The organism is Bradyrhizobium sp. USDA 327, assembly GCF_041262065.1.
Lineage (GTDB): Bacteria > Pseudomonadota > Alphaproteobacteria > Rhizobiales > Xanthobacteraceae > Bradyrhizobium > Bradyrhizobium liaoningense.
The window spans coordinates 6,671,816-6,690,084 of record NZ_JBGCCW010000001.1; the positions used below are offsets into that span (position 1 = coordinate 6,671,816).

At 60.0% G+C, this 18,269-nt stretch carries 13 protein-coding genes and 1 tRNA gene; 9 read left to right on the forward strand and 5 right to left on the reverse strand.

Features of this window, described 5'->3' with window-relative positions:
- Positions 1-332: 332 nt before the first annotated feature.
- From ABIA42_RS31610 to ABIA42_RS31640, 7 genes are all read left to right on the forward strand, one after another.
- Complete coding sequence (locus ABIA42_RS31610) at positions 333-1,232, forward strand: hypothetical protein (RefSeq protein ID WP_370117790.1); 900 nt, start codon at positions 333-335, stop codon at positions 1,230-1,232.
- Between the two features lie 206 nt (positions 1,233-1,438).
- Positions 1,439-1,633 carry a helix-turn-helix domain-containing protein gene (locus tag ABIA42_RS31615; RefSeq protein ID WP_370117787.1) on the forward strand — a complete coding sequence of 65 codons (195 nt, stop codon included), beginning with the start codon at positions 1,439-1,441 and terminating at the stop codon, positions 1,631-1,633.
- Positions 1,633-3,657, forward strand: a complete 2,025-nt coding sequence (locus ABIA42_RS31620) for an N-6 DNA methylase (protein WP_370117784.1) — start codon at positions 1,633-1,635, stop codon at positions 3,655-3,657. The genes ABIA42_RS31615 and ABIA42_RS31620 overlap by 1 nt, the downstream gene beginning before the upstream one ends.
- Positions 3,654-4,937 (forward strand): restriction endonuclease subunit S, encoded by a 1,284-nt coding sequence (locus ABIA42_RS31625; protein ID WP_370117781.1) that lies wholly within the window; start codon positions 3,654-3,656, stop codon positions 4,935-4,937. Before ABIA42_RS31620 ends, ABIA42_RS31625 begins: the two co-directional genes overlap by 4 nt.
- Positions 4,934-5,650: a TIR domain-containing protein gene (locus ABIA42_RS31630; protein ID WP_370117778.1), complete on the forward strand. Its 717-nt coding sequence runs from the start codon at positions 4,934-4,936 to the stop codon at positions 5,648-5,650. Before ABIA42_RS31625 ends, ABIA42_RS31630 begins: the two co-directional genes overlap by 4 nt.
- Positions 5,647-7,473, forward strand: coding sequence for a DUF262 domain-containing protein (locus ABIA42_RS31635; protein ID WP_370117775.1), 1,827 nt, complete (start codon positions 5,647-5,649; stop codon positions 7,471-7,473). Before ABIA42_RS31630 ends, ABIA42_RS31635 begins: the two co-directional genes overlap by 4 nt.
- The gene (locus tag ABIA42_RS31640; RefSeq protein ID WP_370117772.1) at positions 7,470-10,466 is read left to right on the forward strand and encodes a type I restriction endonuclease subunit R; all 2,997 of its coding nucleotides are present in this window, start codon (positions 7,470-7,472) and stop codon (positions 10,464-10,466) included. The genes ABIA42_RS31635 and ABIA42_RS31640 overlap by 4 nt, the downstream gene beginning before the upstream one ends.
- A gap of 248 nt (positions 10,467-10,714) precedes the next feature.
- On the opposite strand, the gene ABIA42_RS31645 is transcribed toward ABIA42_RS31640, so the two are convergent.
- Positions 10,715-10,804 (reverse strand) — tRNA-Ser (locus tag ABIA42_RS31645).
- Positions 10,805-10,998: 194 nt separating this feature from the next.
- Here ABIA42_RS31645 and ABIA42_RS31650 point away from each other — a divergent pair.
- Positions 10,999-11,340 (forward strand): hypothetical protein, encoded by a 342-nt coding sequence (locus ABIA42_RS31650; protein WP_370117769.1) that lies wholly within the window; start codon positions 10,999-11,001, stop codon positions 11,338-11,340.
- Between the two features lie 76 nt (positions 11,341-11,416).
- Here ABIA42_RS31650 and ABIA42_RS31655 read toward each other — a convergent pair whose 3' ends face one another.
- The 3 genes from ABIA42_RS31655 to ABIA42_RS31665 form a co-directional block, all read right to left on the reverse strand.
- A complete protein-coding gene (locus ABIA42_RS31655; RefSeq protein WP_028181087.1) occupies positions 11,417-12,880 on the reverse strand; it encodes a trehalose-6-phosphate synthase in 1,464 nt (487 codons plus the stop codon).
- Between the two features lie 241 nt (positions 12,881-13,121).
- Positions 13,122-13,940 (reverse strand): trehalose-phosphatase, encoded by an 819-nt coding sequence (gene otsB / locus ABIA42_RS31660; RefSeq protein ID WP_370117766.1) that lies wholly within the window; start codon positions 13,938-13,940, stop codon positions 13,122-13,124.
- 4 nt (positions 13,941-13,944) lie between these two features.
- The gene (locus ABIA42_RS31665) at positions 13,945-15,432 is read right to left on the reverse strand and encodes an MFS transporter (RefSeq protein WP_370117764.1); all 1,488 of its coding nucleotides are present in this window, start codon (positions 15,430-15,432) and stop codon (positions 13,945-13,947) included.
- A 180-nt stretch (positions 15,433-15,612) separates the two neighbouring features.
- Between ABIA42_RS31665 and ABIA42_RS31670 the strand changes: the two genes are divergently transcribed.
- Positions 15,613-15,987, forward strand: coding sequence for a DUF3175 domain-containing protein (locus ABIA42_RS31670; protein WP_370117761.1), 375 nt, complete (start codon positions 15,613-15,615; stop codon positions 15,985-15,987).
- A 79-nt stretch (positions 15,988-16,066) separates the two neighbouring features.
- Here the strand turns inward: ABIA42_RS31670 and ABIA42_RS31675 are convergent, their stop codons facing one another.
- Positions 16,067-18,100 (reverse strand): methyl-accepting chemotaxis protein, encoded by a 2,034-nt coding sequence (locus ABIA42_RS31675; RefSeq protein WP_370117758.1) that lies wholly within the window; start codon positions 18,098-18,100, stop codon positions 16,067-16,069.
- Positions 18,101-18,269 lie beyond the last annotated feature (169 nt).

Genomic DNA, 18,269 nt, shown 5'->3' on the forward strand with positions numbered 1-18,269 from the left:
AGCACCAGCCTGGAGGCCATTCGCACGCGCAGTCCAACCTAGTGGATCGCGGGGTCATACCTTCTCCTGGATAATTTGCCCTCGGCGATGACGAAAATGGAATTTCGGGGGATTTTTTTCGAATTATTTTTTCGCAAGAAACACCTGCTGCACAGTGGCTTTTCTCACTTTTCGATCGAAAAATCGTAATTCGCCCATATGGGGAGCGCAAGTTGCCGCGCCCTCGATCGCGCTCAGGTCCAACTCCATCAAGTGTCGTCCTTGCTGGCCGCTCTTCCAAGACGGAAAGCCGGGGGTCGGACTTGACGCGAAAGCATCTTGGCTAAAGGAGTATGGCGCTTGACCTGCAATTCACAGTAGAAGCAAAAAACAATGGGGGAGCTTACCTGGTGTCGAACTCGGATGACTGGTTTTGGCGTTTTCGCATGGGTCTCCCCGCTCGGTCTGAGGATCGAGAAGCCGTCCGACGTATCGCACCAGAACTGTTCAACCGCGAGCATCGCTTTAGGGAAACTCATCAGCAGAAATTTTGGGACGCCGAGGATTTTCGAAGCGAAATTAGGAGCTGGCTTGCGACAGATGATCCGCACCCCCTCGTAACAGTGCGGGCTGGGACCTGCACACAGCCGGACTGCCCTCTCCAACTCGGCCGTCCTCATCGCGGCTCTGCTGATTCATCCAACGGCGATGCCGCCGCAATGAACGGAGAAATCGTCCTTGAGTTAATGACAGTCGCGGGCGGCTGGAGCGCCAAATCGAATGCGTTTCTGGATGCCGCCCGTAAGGTACACGGGGGCAAAGGACCGGCCAAAGACTTGCTAATTACGGACCCGTTCATTTATGCCGACAAGGGCGAAGAGGACACGGTCGGAGGGATCAACAACTTTCTAACCTATCTGGACCTGCTTGAGATTCCGACATCAGGCATGTTGACGATCTTTCAGCCGCCCTTCGCGAAGGGCAAGAAGACAGAATCCGGTTGGATTTGGCGCCGGACTGTGAAGCAACACGGCGAAAATCGAGGTTACAAAATCAAATTCACATATTTCAGAACGAAAACCGGCACGCGGTTTCATGACAGGTTCTACTTGGTGCGACACCGCAGTGGTGAGATCTCTGGGTTGTTCGGCCCGTCGATGAACGGCCTGAACGACAAGAGCTTCGTTTTGATCGGAGAACTTGAAGCCGCGACCGTACAACGAGTTTGTAGCTTCATTGACGAGTGGGCTTAGTATCGCGTGCTGCGTTCGGGCCTTGGTGCCGCGTCGATCGGACGGTTGCTCGGAGCGGATAGCACCTCCAGGATTTACAGACCTGCCTCCTAGAAAACATCGCATCGGTCGGCCGCGAAGCAGGCCTAACCTTTCGTTCTACTTGGAGTTTCCTATTCTTTCCCGTATTCTCTCATTCAGGCTGGATATTCCGGATAGGGACCGCGGTGGACACCGACATCATGACGATTCGGGAGCTGGCTGAGTATCTCAAGCTCACCGAAAAGACGGCGTACCGCCTTGCGGCCGACCGCAAGATTCCGGGCTTCAAGGTCGGTGGAGCTTGGCGTTTCCGGCGCGGCGAGATCGACAGGTGGATCGAACGAAGGTCGGCCGCCGCAAATGAAAAGGAAAGAGAATAGTGCCGGGGGCAAACGCTAAGGTTCAGAACCTAGAAAGCTTCGTCTGGTCGATCGCGGAGATTCTGCGCGGCGACTTGAAGCAATCCGAGTACGGCAAAGTCATCCTGCCGTTCATCGTGCTGCGGCGCCTCGATTGCATCCTCGAAGCATCGAAGACAAGTGTACTCGATGCTGCCCAGGGGCTGCCAGACGGCGTCGACGATGCAACCCGCGACATGATTCTGTTCGGAGCGGCTGGAGGCAACATCCGAGTCTACAACCTCAGTGCCTTCACCTTCAAAAGCCTCAAGGCCCAGGACCCCGGCCAGCTCCATGCTAACCTGATCGACTACATCACCAAGTTCTCGGGTAACGTCCGCGACATCTTCCTGGACAAGTTCCTGTTCACGGACCAGCTCAAGCGCCTCAAGGAAGGCGGCATACTCTGGCAGGTGTTCGATCGGTTCACGCAGATCGACCTGCACCCAGATCGCGTCAGCAACATCGAGATGGGGTACCTGTTCGAGGACCTGATCCGCCGCTTCTCGGAAATCTCAAACGAAACGGCCGGTGAGCACTTCACCCCGCGCGAGGTCATCCGGCTCATCGTCGAGCTGTTGATCGCCAACGACGACACAAAGCTGACCGGCAGGGGGATCATCCGCCAGGTCTATGATCCGGCCTGCGGCACGGGAGGCATGCTGGCGCTGACGGAGGAAGCGCTGAAAGAGTTCAATCCCTCAATCCGGGTCGAACTGTTCGGGCAGGAACTCAATGGCGAATCGTTCGGCATCTGCAAGTCTGACATGCTGGTAACGGGCCACGATCCTGAGCAGATCGCCTTCGGCAACACGCTGACGAACGACGCCCACAACGGCAAGTCTTTTCATTACATGCTCTCTAATCCGCCCTACGGCGTCGACTGGAAAAAATATCAGGATCCGATCCGGGAAGAGGCCGACACGCTGGGACTCGACGGGCGGTTCGGTGCGGGCCTACCGCGCATCTCCGATGGGCAGCTATTGTTTCTCCAGCACATGATCTCCAAGATGCGCGATGATGAGACCGGCTCACGCATCGGCATCGTCATGAACGGCTCCCCTCTTTTCACCGGGGGCGCTGGTTCGGGCGAGAGCGAGATACGTCGCTGGATGCTGGAGATGGACCTGGTCGAAGCAATCGTGGCGCTGCCGACCGACCTGTTCTACAACACCGGTATTCAAACCTATGTTTGGCTGCTCACCAACCGCAAAACGAAAGCACGACGCGGCAGGGTGCAACTGATCGATGCCAGCGGCGAACGCTTCTGGAAATCGATGCGCAAATCCCTCGGCTCGAAGCGACGGGAAATCCCAGAGGAAGCACGCAAGGAGATCGTTCGCATCTATGCAGGAATGCTAAACGGCAACGGCGAGTATAGCGAGTTCTCCAAAATCTTTGACACGGCCGACTTCGGCTACCGTGAAATTCGTGTCGAGCGCCCGCTGCGTCTCAACTTTCGGGCCAGCCACGATCGAATCGCCCTGCTTCGGGAAGAGAGGGCGTTCCAGAAGCTGTCGGAGGACGAGCGGAAGGAGATTGAGGTCGCCCTTGTCGGAATCGGTGAGGGACTCTTCACGAACCGCGCTGAGTTCGAAGAGGCACTAAATAGGGCGCTAAAGGTCTGTGGAGTGAAGGTCGGAGTGCCGATCCGCAAGGCCATCCTCTCCGCCCTATCCGAACGGGACGAGGATGCCGAGGTCTGCACCGACAAGGACGGGAACCCGGAGCCGGACACCGAGCTGCGCGACCACGAGTTGGTGCCACTGAAAGCGGAATGGCGAGACTATGTGGCCCGCGAGGTCAAGCCCTTCGTGCCCGAAGCCTGGGTGGATGAAGGCTACCGTGACACCCGCGACGGCGGAGTGGGCCGCGTCGGCTACGAGATAAACTTCAATCGCTATTTCTACCGCTATATCCCGCCGCGTCCGATCGACGAGATCGATGCCGAACTGAAGGCGCTGGAAGCCGATATCGCCGGGCTGCTGAAGGATATCACCGCGTGAGTGCACTTCGAGAGTTCATTGCATCGCAGACGCCACCCGGCTGGACTACTAAGCCACTCTGGTCACTTTTCCGTCGTCGGAAGCTGACGGGATATGAAGACGAGGAGTTGCTGTCAGTTTATCGAGATTATGGCGTTATTCCAAAATCGTCTCGCGACGACAACCACAACAAGGAATCAGATGACCTTTCCGGCTATCAGCTTGTGACTGAGGGCGCTCTCGTCACAAACAAGATGAAGGCCTGGCAGGGATCGATCGCAATATCCCGGTATCGAGGGATCGTCAGCCCCGCATACTACGTCTATGAGCCGCTTAGTAGTGAATGTGATCAGTTCCTTCATTACTTGCTCCGGAGCGAGCCGTACATCGCACTCTATGGCCGTATCTCAAAAGGCGTGAGAGTTAGTCAGTGGGATTTGGAGCATGAGGCGCTGCGCAACGTGCCGGTAATGCTGCCTGACTTCACCATCCAGAAGGCCATCGCGGACTTCCTAGACCAAGAAACCGTCCGCATCGATCAGCTCATCGAGAGGAAACAGAGGTTGATTGCCTTGCTGAATGAGCGATCGATGGCGGCAATCGAGGAAGCTATTTCCGCAAGCGCGAGGCCATCTAAGCTCGGTCACCACGTTAAGATTATTCCAGGATACGCATTTCAAAGCGCGAACTTCAGCACCGACGACAACGACATTCGTCTGTTGCGGGGTGCAAACGTGTCGCCCGGTGCGATCAGGTGGGACGATACAGTCTATTGGCCACACGATCTGGCTCATGGGTTGGAGAGCTTTCGACTGGCCGAAGGCGACATCGTGATGGGGATGGATCGTCCCTGGGTTTCAGGAGGAATCCGGGTAGCAGAGCTAACCAGTTCGGACGTTCCTTCCTTGCTCCTGCAGCGGGTTTGCAAGATCGTCCCGCTGAGAACAATGGCCAAGGACTTTCTAAAGCTGATGCTGTCGAGCAAAAGATTTCTCGGATACTTCGAACCAGAGCTTACCGGCGTAAGCGTTCCGCACATCAGCGGAGATCAAATCGCCCGGTTCAGCTTTCCCTATATTGCGGTTGAAGAGCAGATCGAGCGCGCGAGGTCCTGTAGCGCAGTTTTGACGGCCAACGAACGTATCTCTTCGATGGCCCAGCGGTCCATAGAACGGCTGCGCGAGTTGCGCGGCGCTCTGATAACCGCCGCAGTCACCGGCCAAATCGACATAAGCAGTTGGGGCAAGAGGGGCCACCCTGATAGGCGGCTGGATGAGATTCAGGAGGCGATGCACGTATGACGAAATTCCACGGGAGGTTGGATGAACTTAGGGCCGCCGTCGATGCGTGCGGGCTAATCGGTGAGTGGCGAGAGAACGAGAAGGGTGGGAATCATTCCTTTCGTGGTCGGACCGGAGAGATTTTGAATTGGTGGCCACAAAAGGGAACGCTCCAATTTCAGGGACAAAACCAGGACGGCTTCCGCGCTGCACTGAGTGGCGTGATTGCTGGCGCGATGCCCGTAACGCCAGTGTCCGCTGCCAACAATGCGAAGATATTCGTGGTGCATGGACATGAGCGCGACGCTCGCGACCAACTTGAACTCGTCCTGATGCGGCTCGGCCTTCGGCCCTTCATCCTTCAGAACTCTGATGGCGAGAGCAAGACGATCATCGAGGCTCTAGAGCAGAATATCTATCGCGAGGCTGCATTCGGCATCGTGCTTCTTACGCCTGACGACTTCGGGTACTCAAAATCCGCGGGCGAAACCGAGAAGCAGCCGCGCGCACGCCAGAACGTCATTCTAGAGATGGGAATGGTAATGGCGGCTCTCGGCCGTCAGAAGATGGTCATCCTCAAAAAGGGCGCATTGGAAATGCCCTCCGATGCCGCGGGCATTCTTTATATCGAGTTTAACGATCATGTCCGGGAGATCGTCCCCAAGCTCGCGCAGCGCTTGCAGGGGGCCGGATTCCAGATCGACCCGCGCAAGATCGCAGAGGCCTCAGCATGAGAGACATCCTCGGCAAGGCCAAAACCGTTCGAGAGCTGCTGAAAGGCGTCAAGTACTCCATCGACTACTATCAGCGCGAATATAAATGGGGAGAGAAGCAGGCACGCGAGCTAATCGACGACCTGACTGGCAAGTTCCTAGAAGATTATCAGCCCAGCCACACCCGCAAGCAGGTGGCGGAGTATCCGCACTATTTCCTCGGCGCCATCATCATCAGCAAGAAGGATAGCGCCAACTATATTGTTGACGGTCAGCAACGCCTGACCAGCCTGTCGCTGCTGCTGATTCTTCTGCGCAATCTCCAACGCAGTCGGTCCGACGCGGTGAACATCGATGAGCTCATTGTCTCGGAAAAGTACGGACAGAGATCGTTCAACCTCGATGTTGACGAGCGCACCCCCTGTATGGAGGCGCTGTTCGAGGCGCAGCTATTCGACCCGGCGGATCGGTCGGAGTCCGTCCGGAACCTATACGTCCGTTATCAGGACATGGACGAGGCATGGCCCGAAGAACTGCGCGGTGATGCGTTACCTTATTTCGCCGATTGGCTTCTTGAGAATGTCCATCTCGTTGAGATCACCGCTTATTCGGACGACGATGCCTACACAATTTTCGAGACAATGAACGATCGGGGTCTTTCCCTCAGCCCGACCGACATGCTCAAGGGCTATCTGCTTGCTAACATCGACGAAGGCAAGCGCATTCCTGCGAACGCCCGGTGGCGAGACCGCATTGCCGAGCTGAACGAAGCCGGCAAGGAGGTCGAGGCCGACTGCTTCAAGGCGTGGCTGCGGAGCCAGTACGCTTCGAAGATTCGCGAACGCAAGCGCGGTGCGAAACCAGAGGAGTTCGACCGGATCGGCACCGAATTTCATCGCTGGTTGCGAGATACAAGCGCTCAAATAGGGCTCACATCTAGTGATGCATTTTTTCGCTTTATCGATCGAGATTTTGATTTCTACGCCCGCCAGTATTTGAGGCTGGTGGAAGCGTCCGAGAACAAAGTGCCCGGCCTCGAACACGTCTATTACAACGCTCAGCACGGCTTCACGCTCCAGAACATGATACTTCTTGCCCCGCTTCGTCCCGAGGACGATGCGCCGGCGGTTGATTTGAAGCTTCGGCTGACAGCCCGGTTCATTGACATTTTGCTCGCCTGGCGTCTCTGGAATTTCCGCAGCATCGCCTATTCGACGATGCAGTATGCAATGTTCCTGGTCATGCGAGACATCCGGGGACTTGCACCGCATCCCCTGGCCACCAAGCTACATGAGTTGTTGGATAGGGAAACCGAGACCTTCGCCAGCAATGACCGCCTTCGCGTTCATCAACAGAACCGATATGCGATCCATCGAATCTTGGCGCGATTGACGGACTATGTGGAAACGCAGTCTGGTCAGACCTCGCGTTACGCGGAATACGTCGGCGATGGTCCGGGGCGCTATGAGGTTGAACATATCTGGGCCGATCATCCCGAGCGCCACACTGATGAGTTTCCGCATCCGTCCGACTTTGCTGAGTACCGAAATCGCATTGGCGGGCTGCTGTTGCTGCCGAAGTCCTTCAACGCAAGCTATGGCGATCTCCCCTATGGAGAGAAATTGAATTACTACCGGACGCAGAACCTCCTGGCGCATTCACTGCACCCCGACTGCTACAGCCACAATCCCGGCTTTCTTCGATTTGTCAGCACGACGGGGCTACCCTTTCGGGCTTATCCGTCATTCAAGAGGGCTGACGTCGAAGAGCGCGGTCAGCTGTATCGGCAGATGGCGGAGCGCCTCTGGAACCCGCAAGACCTGATGCGTGAGGCTTCAGCATGACTGCTCACGCTGCGCAAAATATTCATCGGGAGATCGTGCTTGAACAGCACCTGGTTGACCAGTTGGTGGCCAAACAGGGTTATCTTGCCCGTCTTCCTGACGACTATGACCGCGACCTGGCAATCGACCGTGAGCTTGTCCTGCGCTTCGTCAAAGAAACGCAGCCTGAGGAGTGGCGCAAGCTTGAGGCGCAGTACACCACCGCAGCTGAGGCCGAGTTCTTCAAGCAGTTGGAGAAAGCGCTGAAGACGCGCGGCACGCTCGACGTGCTGAGACAGGGACTGAAGCTGATTCCCAACATCAAGCTGGCGCTCTGCTTCTTCAAGCCAGCGTCCGGGCTAAATGCCGAGTTGGTTAGGCTCTACCAGGCTAACATCCTCTCCGTTATCCGCCAACTACACTACAGTCAGCGCTCGGAAAATGCGATCGACGTGGGGCTGTTCGTCAACGGTCTATCGGTGGCGACAGCAGAGTTGAAGAATCTCCTGACCGGCTCCACCTTCCGCCATGCCGAGAAGCAGTATCGCTACGACCGCTCCCCAGCCGGTGAGCCGCTCCTGACCTTCAAGCGCGGTGCGCTCGTCCATTTTGCAATGGACGAAGACAACATATCCATGACAACGCGCCTTCAGAACGGAAAGACGCGGTTCCTGCCGTTCAATCGTGGCCGTGATGGAGGGGCTGGAAACCCGGACGTATCAAGTGATTTCCGTGTGGCATACCTCTACGCTGACCAGCCCGAGGGCATGGCAGTTCTGTCGCGTGAGGTCCTTCTCGATATCATCGGTCGCTTCCTCCATCTGGAGCGGCAGGAGACTCCGACGGCAGGCGGTTCGATCGAAGTGCGGGAGATGATGATCTTCCCGCGCTTCCAACAACTCGACGCCGTGCGTAAGCTGATGACGCACGCCCGCGCCTTCGGTCCGGGACATAACTACCTCATCCAGCATTCGGCGGGCTCCGGCAAGTCCAACACCATCGGCTGGACAGCACATCAGATCACGAATCTGCATAACGATGCGGACCAGCCGATCTTCAATTCCGCCATCATTGTCACCGACCGCATCGTGCTCGACCGCCAACTTCAGAATACGGTCGCGCAGTTCGAGCAGACCAAGGGCGTGGTGAAGAAGATAGACGGCACTTCCCGCCAACTGAAGCAGGCGCTGGAGAGTGGTGCGCGGATCGTGATCACGACGATCCAGAAGTTCTCGACTGACCACCTGAAGGAGCTGTCCGGCCAGGGCACGCGGTCCTTTGCTGTCATCATCGACGAGGCGCACGGCAGTCAGTCCGGTAAAAGCGCCCAGGCGATGAGCGATGCCCTGACGCGCAATTATGTAGACGATTCTCGGGACATTGAGGATCTGATTGCCCAGTATCAGAAGGCCCGGGGGCCGCAGCCGAACATCAGCTATTTCGCCTTCACGGCGACGCCTCGCAACGTGACCTTGGAGCGGTTCGGGACGAAAGGGGCGGACGGGCTGCCGCACCCCTTCCACCTCTACTCGATGCGCCAAGCAATTGAAGAGGGCTTCATTCTGGACGTGCTCCAGAACTACATGACCTACAAAGCCTACTATCAGCTCGAAAAGGCCATCGAGGATGACCCCGAGCTGAACACTCGCCGCACTCAGCGTCGCGTGGCACGCTTCGCTTCTCTCCATCCAACCGCCATCGGTCAGAAGGTTGAGGTGATTGTAGAGCACTTTCGTCGCCATGCGATGAACGAGCTGAACGGCCACGCCAAGGCAATGATCGTCACTGGCAGCCGCGAGCATGCACTCCGCTATTATTTCGGCGTCCGTGATTACATCAAAGCCAACGGCTATACTGATGTGAAACCGCTAGTGGCGTTTTCCGGCGACTTAGAGGTGGACGGTCAGTCTTACACCGAGGCGGAGCTTAACGGTTTTTCCGAAACCGAGCTGCCACGCCGCTTCGACACGGACGCCTATCAGGTGCTAATCGTCGCCGAAAAATACCAGACGGGCTTCGACCAGCCGAAGTTATGCGCGATGTATGTAGATCGCAAACTCGCTGGCCTTCAGGCCGTTCAGACGCTTTCGCGTCTTAACCGAACTTATCCGGCGAAGGACCGGACCTACGTCCTCGATTTTCAGAACACCACGGAGGACATCCGGAACGCCTTCAAGCCCTTCTTCGAGGTGACAGGACTGGAGGCGATTTCCGATCCCAATCAGATTTACGAGCTGGAAGCACGGCTCAGGAAGTTCGGTATCCTCGATCAGGGCGAGATCGATCGCTTCGCCGATACTTTCTATAAGGGCGCGCTAGGCACCCATGACCGGGCACAACTAGAAGGTCTCGTGCGGCAGGCGGTGCACCGTTTCGAGGTCGAGGACGATGAGGGGAGACAGGAAGAGTTCCGTCAGCTTCTGAAGAGTTACATGCGCTTCTACAGCTTCGTCGCGCAGGTCATCCGGCTCGGCGATACCGGACTCGAGAAGCTCTATTCCTACGCCACTTGGCTATCACGCCTGCTGCCGAACCGGGAAGTGCCGCCGGATATTGAAATTACAGAAGACGTGCTTCGGCTTCAGGCGTTCCGCGTTGAGCAGAAGGAGCAGGGCTCGGCATCGCTCAGGGCGGGTGATATCGAGGCTCTCAAGCCCATTAGCGAGTTCGCTGCCAAGCCCTATACGGAAGAAGAGGAACGTTCCCTCTCGGAGATCATCAAGGCGTTCAATGACCGCCATGGGACAGAGTTCTCCCGGGAGGACTTCATCCGGTTCGAGCAGGTCAACCGCGAGATCATGGACGAAGACTTGACCGAGATGCTGCGCAACAATCCGCCGGACGTAGTGTTCTCAGCCTTCAGTCAGGCCTTCTTCAAAGGCGCCATCAAGATGTTCCAGCGCGACAATGAAATGAAGAACATCGTATTGAGTGACACGCAGGCACGCGAGCAAGCGATCCGCCACTTCTTCAATCGAGCGTTACGGGAGGCGCGGGAGAGGCCACAAGGATGATCCGGTTGAGGATAGCCTGCCATTTTGAAGGGCACGTTCCAAAATGGCCTTTTAGGCGTTCGAAATCAGAGCCGTCCCGACGAGGCGGCGGGCATTGCAATTAAAAATTATTGATTTCGAAAATAGCAATCTCAAGTTGAGAGGCCTGCCCGACGACAAGAAGGCAGCAGTGGGTGGGGTATCGGGTGGGGAAGGCCAGCTGAAGATTATATATTTTATAATAAATTCAAGCTGTTGTCTCATAGGACTGGCGGAGAGAGTGGGATTCGAACCCACGGTACGGTTTCCCGCACACACGCTTTCCAAGCGTGCGCCTTAAGCCACTCGGCCATCTCTCCGGAGCGCCCTCTCTTGAAGGGGCGCTGATGATTTTGCAAGGGATCGCGGAGCGAATCGGGCGATTTTCCGCAACTTGTTGTATTTACAGGACAATAGCTGGCGCTGCAGGTGCCTTGACCCGCCTGCCGGCTGAACCGCAGGCGGGGTTGGCGCGACGATTCACGGGAAGCGGCCGAACACGACCGGGGACGCCATGACTATCTGCAGGACCATCGCCGCCTTTGGCCTGATTTCGGCCATCGGCTCCGCCCTCGCCGTGCCCGCCGCCGCGCAGGTCTGCGCCCGGCAAGGCGTCGACGTCAGCTGTGACGACGGCCGGCGCGGGGTGCTTTCGGGCGATGCCATCCTCTGGCCGGATGGCACGCGCTCGAGCTCGACGCCGCATCAGAGCGTGGTCATCGGCAACAAGAGCTCGGTCCATGTCGGGCCGGGCGTGTTTGTCGGCCAGGGCAAGGGCGTGGTGCCGCTGGACGATCCCAACGCGCCGAACAAGCGGCAATGCGCGATTCTGGAGGGCGTATCGTATTGTTACTGAGGCTCGCGCCATTCGCCCGCGACCGTCATGCCCGAGGCTCGTCCCGGGCATCCACGTTCTCGTATCCGCGAGACTCTTAGATCAACCGCACGCCTGATATCGCCGACTTCAGCCAGCGCAGTGCCTGCGGCGGCTGGGCTGCGAGCGGCGCGACCGCCGCCTTTTCCGTCCGGCACTTCTCGAGTTCAGCGACGAAGTCGGCGGACCATTGCTGGATGGTGTGGCCGCGCAGCTTCTTCATCATCGCGTCCCAGCGCATCTTGCGCTCGGTGAGCGGCATGGAGGCCGCGACCGCGATCGCACGCGCCATACCGTCGACGTCGTGAGGATTGACCAGCAATGCGGTGTCGAGCTCGTTGGCGGCGCCCGCGAATTTCGACAGCACCAGCACGCCGGGATCGGCCGGGTTTTGCGCGGCGACATATTCCTTGGCAACGAGGTTCATGCCGTCGTGCAGCGGCGTCACCACGCCGATCTGCGCCGTGCGGTAGAGACCCGCGAGCACGGCTTGGCTGAAGCCCTTGTTCAGATATCGGATCGGCGTCCAGTCGACCTCGCCGTGGCGGCCGTTGACGTCGGACACGAGGCGCGCGACCTCGCTCTGGAGACTGCCATAGGCCTCGATGCCGCCGCGCGAGGGGTTGGCGATCTGGAGCAGCGAGATGCTGCGCGCCAGTTGCGGCTGCTCGGTCCAGAGCCGGTCGAACGCGCTGATGCGGTTGACGAGACCCTTCGAATAGTCGAGCCGGTCGACGCCGATCGCGAGCCGCTCGCCGTTGAGGCTGCGCCGCAGCCGCGACACATCGGGGTGCGAGGCAGACTTCGCAGCATATTGCGCGAACTTCTCCGCATCGATGCCGATCGGAAACACTTCACAGCGGGTGCGCCCATGCTGCGAGATCGCAACGCCGTCCTCGATGGCGAGGCCGAGCTCACCGCCGACATAACCGAGAAAGTTCTGGCGATCTTCCTCGGTCTGGAAGCCGAGCAGGTCGTAGGCCAGCATCGCCGTGATCAGTTCGCGATGGTTGGGTACGCCCTGCATCACCGCGGCGACGGGCCACGGCGTATGCAGGAAGAAGCCGATGGGATCATCGACGCCGAGGTCGCGCAGCTCGGCACCGAGCGCGAGGAAATGATAGTCCTGCACCCAGAACGCCGTCTTGGCTTTTCGGAAGCGCAGCAGGGCGCGCGCCATGAAGGCGTTGACTTCGCGATAGCTGACATAGTCCTCCCGCGAGACGCGGATTAGATCGCTGCGTGAATGCAACGCCGGCCACAGCGCCGAATTGGCAAAGCCTTCGTAATAACCGCCATAGTGCGCCGCCGGCAGGTCCAGCGTCGCAATCGCGCCGGTCCCGAGCGCCTCGATCTCGGCAAAAGGCTCCTTCTGATGGCCATCACGCACCCGGCCAGAGGAACCGACCCAGATCGCACCAGAATGTTCCACCACGGGAAGCAGTGCCGCCGCAAGGCCGCCCGTCATGGGCTCGTTGGGTTTGCCGCGCGCGACGCGATTTGAAACGATAACCAAGTTCACAGGTCGTCCCCTCCTGTTCATTCCACCTCGTTTAACTGCCGTTCATCAATATGGTTCCTGATCATCGTTTCAACCAATTGAAACCAAAATCAGGCGCGCGCGTTGGAACTGGTTTCGCTTGCGGAACCCAGGAATTTCGCTGCAAAGACGGCTTTTCCGGTCGTGTTGCGCAGCATGTATCGCGGCACGCAATGACGCTGCGCTCAGGGCTTTGTGTCTGCGAGGTGGCGCTGCCTTCGTTTCACCTCGGATCGAGCAGGTGCGCAAGGAACGCGCGCACGTCCGCCGGCGCATCGAAGTGGCCATTCACGCCCATGGCGCGGCGGCCTACGGAGAAGGCGAGCCCGTTCATGTCGGGCATGATCGCGAATACCGTTTCGTCGGTGACGTCATCGCCGATGAACATCGGGCGTCGTCCCCTGAACGGCTCGTGCTTCATCAATTCGCGCACGCCGCTCGCCTTGGTGAAGCCGGAATGCTTGATCTCGCAGACGAACTTTCCGGGCAGCACCTCGATCGGCGCATTGGGCAGGTCGGCGCGGATCAACGAGACGGATTCGTAGATCGCCTTCTCCGCATGCGGCGCCAGACGGTAATGCAGCGCGAGTGAGTAGCCCTTGTCCTCGAGCAGAATGCCCGGGCTGAGCTTGGCGACCGCAGCCAGGCGCCGCTTCAGCTCCTTGTCGAGCGGGGGCGCATGGACAGCATCGGCCTCGTTGTCGACCGACAGCCGCATTTCGGCGCCGTGGCCGGCGACGGCGCGAAACACGTCCGGCGCGAAAATCAGGTCGATATCGTTGAGCGAACGGCCGCTGACCAGCGCCAGCGCGCCGGACGTGCGCTCGGTCAACCGGCCCAGCGTTTCCGACAGGCCCGGCGGCACCCACACCTCGCGCGGTGTCGGCATCAGATCGAGCAGCGTGCCGTCGATATCGAGCAGAATGGCGATCTCGTCGAGATGCGGCACCAGCGCATGCGGCACCGGCACCGCTTCGGGCGCATCGTCATCCCGCATGGTACGCTTCTGGTCCAACGCCATCTCCGCAAGTTCCGATTTCATCAGTCTACTCCATAAAGGCGAGCGGCCGCGCGATTTGTTCGAGCGATTTGCGCTCCGCCGAGACGGCGTAGCGCCACGCCACGATCGCAGCCGCGATCATCAGGACTGCCCCCAGCAAATAGCCGGCGAACACGCTGTTGCGTGATCCCGTGTCGATCAACGCGCCGAACAGCGCCGGCCCGATCACGCCACCGATGCCGGTACCGACGGCGTAGAACACCGCGATCGCCAGCGCGCGAACCTCCAACGGAAACGTCTCGCTGACGGTAAGATAGGCCGCGCTCGCAGCAGGCGAGGCAAAGAAGAAGATCACCATCCAGGCCACGGTCTGCCCTTGCGCGCTCAGCACGCCGATCGAGAACAGGTAACCCGATATCGCCAGTAGCACGCCCGATGCGCCATAGGTGAACATGATCATGGTGCGGCGGCCGAGCGTATCGAACAGACGGCCGAGCAGCAGGGGCCCGAGAAAATTGCCGGCAGCGAAGGGCAGCAGGTACCAGCCGACTTGATCGGCACTGATGCCATAGAAATCGGTCAGCACCAGCGCGAAGGTGAAGAAGATGGCGTTGTAGAAGAACGCCTGGGCGCTCATCAACACGAGGCCGACCACCGCGCGCTGGCGATAGGCCGAGAACAACGTATGCGCGACCTCGCGGAGCGGCGTGTGATCGCGCATTCTCAGGCGGATCTTCGTGAAGCGCCCGTCCGTCAGGTCCTGATCATGCCCGATCACCGAACGCTCGATCCCGTCGACGATGGCATGGGCTTCGTCGGGACGGCCATGGATCATCAGCCAGCGCGGACTTTCCGGGATCCACATTCGCATCAACAGCACGACGAGGCCGAGGGTCGCGCCGATGAGATAAGCCAGGCGCCAGCCGAGATCGGGCGCGATCGTTGCGGGATCGAGCAGCACGATCGCCGCCACCGCGCCCATCGCGGCGCCGATCCAGAAACTGCCGTTGATGACGAGATCGGTCCAGCCGCGATAGCGCGCCGGCACCAATTCCTGGATGGTCGAATTGATCGCGGTGTACTCGCCGCCGATGCCGGCGCCGGTGAGGAAACGAAACAGCGCGTAGCTCGCGACGTCCCATGACAGCGCAGTCGCCGCCGTTGCCGAGAGATAGAGCGCAAGCGTGATGAAGAACAGTTTCTTGCGGCCGATGCGGTCGGTGAGCCAGCCGAAGCCGAGCGCGCCGAGCACGGCGCCCGCCAGATAGGCGGAGTTGGCGATGCCGAGATCGAGATTTGAGAAATGCAGCGACGGGCTCTGCTTCAGCGCACCGGAGAGCGCACCGGCCAGAGTCACCTCGAGCCCGTCGAGAATCCAGGTGATGCCCAGCGCGAGCACGACGCGGGTGTGGAAGCCGCTCCACGGCAGCGCGTCGAGCCGCGAGGGAATGCTGGTCTCGACGATTCGGTCGGTCGCGGTCGCCGCCGGGGCTACGGGTGCATAGTTCAGGGCTGGGCTTTGCTGCAATTCCATCGGGTTGTTGCATCTGATCAATGGAAACGACCCCTCTCACGTGATGTGGATGGGTCGATCCGATCATCGGGGTGCGGCAATTCGCCTGCCACCTGCGACAACGCCTGCGGCAAGGCCAGGTTCCCATGGGAACGTCCGTTGGCACCGCCCGTTTCCGATGGAGCCGCAAGGAGTTGACGCATGGCTCACGTCAGAAAGACGACACATTCAAGGAAGACAGGCGCGCGCAACACCGCGCGTCGCAAGGCGAGCACGACGCGCAAGAGGTCGAGCCACCGTGCGGCATCGAAGCGCTGGTCGCAACGGGTGACGCGGGAGAGCGACGCACTCGATCTCAAGCGCGGTATGTTCAAGCTCAAGGACCCCAGGAAGATCGCGGCCTCCCTGAAGCGCCCGGCGGAGCACAGCTCGCGTCGCAAGACCGGCGCCTATCGCTCGGCGCTGTCGATGCTGACCTTCTACATCAACCGCGCCGGCAGGACGCTGCCGAAGACGCAGCGCACGCGACTGGAGCGCACGAAGGTGGAGCTGAAGCGAGCCTTCGGGAGGGAATAAGACTCACGCGCTTCTTACTCCGCCGTCGTCCCGGACAAGCGGAGTGTGGGCGACGGCGCGGGCCTCGGAGGCCGTGAACCTACGCCGCCCTTATGTTCGCCATGAAGCGGTCGAGCTCGGCGCGCAGGCGGGTGCTTTCGCTCGACAGGGTCTTGGCCGAATTCAGCACCTCTTCCGAGGCCGAGCCGGTCTCGGCGGCGCCGCGATTGACCTCGCCGATATCGGTGGCGGCCGTCTGGGTGCCCTGTGCGACCGTCTGGACGCTGCGGGCGATCTCCTGGGTAGCGGCGCCCTGCTGCTCGACCGCACTCGCGATCGACGTCGAGATCGACGAGATCTGGCCGATGGTCGCGCCGATCTCCTTGATCGCGGCGACCGATTCGGCGGTGGCCCCCTGCATGCCGGCGATGTGCGAGGAGATCTCGTCCGTCGCCTTCGCGGTCTGGCTCGCCAGCGACTTCACCTCGCTCGCCACCACCGCAAAGCCGCGGCCGGCTTCACCCGCGCGGGCCGCCTCGATGGTGGCGTTGAGCGCGAGAAGGTTGGTCTGCTCGGCGATCGCCGTGATCAGCTTGACCACCTCGCCGATCTGCTGGGCGGCATGCGACAGCTTGCCGATGCGCCCGTCGGTCTCCTTGGCCTGCACCACGGCAGCCTCCGCGATGCGGCTGGAATCGCGGACCTGGCGGCCGATCTCCTCGACCGAGGCCGAGAGCTCTTCCGTCGCGGTCGCGACCGACTGCATGTTGCTGGACGCCTGCTCGGAGACGCCGGCGACCTGGCTCGACAGGCTCTGCGTGGTCTCGGCGGTGCGGGTCAGCGTCGAGGCCGCCGATTCCAGCTGCACGGCCGAGGCCGAGACGTTGGAGACGATGGCGCCGACCGCGCTCTCGAAATCGTCGGCGAAGCGGATCAGCTCGGCGCGGCGGCTTGCGGCCTGCTCCCGGTTCTGGACCTCGCTGGCGGCAGCGTCACGCTCGGCCTTGGCGACCGCCTGAACCTTGAACTCCTCGACTGCGCCGGCCATCTCGCCGATCTCGTCCTTGCGGCCGAGACCCGGCAGCACGACGTCGAAATTGCCCGAGGCAAGCTCGCGCATCGCCTTGCACATCGCGATCATCGGACGCGAGATGCCGTTGCCGAGCCACAAGGCCAGCACGGTGCCCACGGCCAGTCCGCCCAGCGCCAGCATCAGCATCAGCTGCTCGGTTTCCACGATGGTGGAATTGGCGCTCGCCTCGATGCGTTGCTGGTCGGCGGTCAGATCCGAACGCAGCTCGGCCGAGAGCTTGAGGATGGTCGCGGCCGTCTTGGTCATCTCGCCGTTCAGCTTGACGATGACCTTCACGTTCTCATTCAGCTTTGCGAACGAGGTGCGGTACTGCTTCAAGAGATCGCCGATCTCCTTGACGCGATCCGTGATCTTCTGGTCATTCGCGTAGATGGAGACCAGCAGCGTCTCGAGGAATTTGATGCGGGCGATCACGCCGTCGGCGGTCTTCGGCTCCGGCTTGGCCACGAATGCGCCGACCGAGGTGGAGACCGCCAGATATTGCGAGGTGACGTCCTTGGCCGTGGTCTGGACCGAGTTCAGGCCCGCCAGAGCTGCGGTGTCGGCGAGATCGTCGAATTTGAAGCGGATCTTGTTGCCGACACTGTTGAGCTCGTCGGCCGCGATCTTGTTGTTCTCGCGCGTCAGCGTGATGATCTCGCCGAAGACTTTCGTAAAGTTCTGGAACTCGGTCTCGAGCTTGCCGACCTGCTCACGGCGGGCGGCGCCGGTCGTCGCCGTCATCGACTTGGCGATCGCGCTCTTCAGATTGCCTTCAGCGGCCTTGGCTGCGGTCTCATCATCGGCCGCGCCGGTCAGGGTATAGGCCCGCGCCAGCCCTTGATAGGCAACCAGCTCGCGATCGACCGTCCGCGCCAGGTCGGCTTCCGATACGCTGGTGCGGTAGGACGCCACGGCGCCTGCGATTCGCTCGAAGCCGAAATAGGCGAACGCCATGCTGACGGCGAGAATGGCTAGCACCGCCCCAAAGCCGAGGATGATTTTTGCGCGAAAGCGCAGCGTTGGCAGCTTCGATTTGCTCGACTTCGACTTGACCGACATTCCCCCACCCCATTCCATTCGCGGAAAACCAGGCGCATCCCGGAAGCAGCCCGCTTCCCGGCTCTTCTGCACGTTACGGGGCAAAGGATAAGCTGTGGTAAATTTGTGGCGCCGCAACTGGCGGTTAGGTGACCCAGGGAATCGTTAAGGCAGGCTTTCTGGCGCCGTT

Excerpts from the sequence above, each read along its gene's own strand:
- ABIA42_RS31640 (WP_370117772.1), top strand. The coding sequence starts at position 7,470 with ATGACTGCTCACGCTGCGCAAAATATTCATCGGGAGATCGTGCTTGAA.
- otsB (WP_370117766.1), bottom strand. The coding sequence starts at position 13,940 with ATGAAATCGGAACTTGCGGAGATGGCGTTGGACCAGAAGCGTACCATG.
- ABIA42_RS31665 (WP_370117764.1), bottom strand. The coding sequence starts at position 15,432 with ATGGAATTGCAGCAAAGCCCAGCCCTGAACTATGCACCCGTAGCCCCG.
- ABIA42_RS31675 (WP_370117758.1), bottom strand. The coding sequence starts at position 18,100 with ATGTCGGTCAAGTCGAAGTCGAGCAAATCGAAGCTGCCAACGCTGCGC.
- ABIA42_RS31650 (WP_370117769.1), top strand. The coding sequence starts at position 10,999 with ATGACTATCTGCAGGACCATCGCCGCCTTTGGCCTGATTTCGGCCATC.
- ABIA42_RS31630 (WP_370117778.1), top strand. The coding sequence starts at position 4,934 with ATGACGAAATTCCACGGGAGGTTGGATGAACTTAGGGCCGCCGTCGAT.
- ABIA42_RS31635 (WP_370117775.1), top strand. The coding sequence starts at position 5,647 with ATGAGAGACATCCTCGGCAAGGCCAAAACCGTTCGAGAGCTGCTGAAA.
- ABIA42_RS31610 (WP_370117790.1), top strand. The coding sequence starts at position 333 with ATGGCGCTTGACCTGCAATTCACAGTAGAAGCAAAAAACAATGGGGGA.
- ABIA42_RS31670 (WP_370117761.1), top strand. The coding sequence starts at position 15,613 with ATGGCTCACGTCAGAAAGACGACACATTCAAGGAAGACAGGCGCGCGC.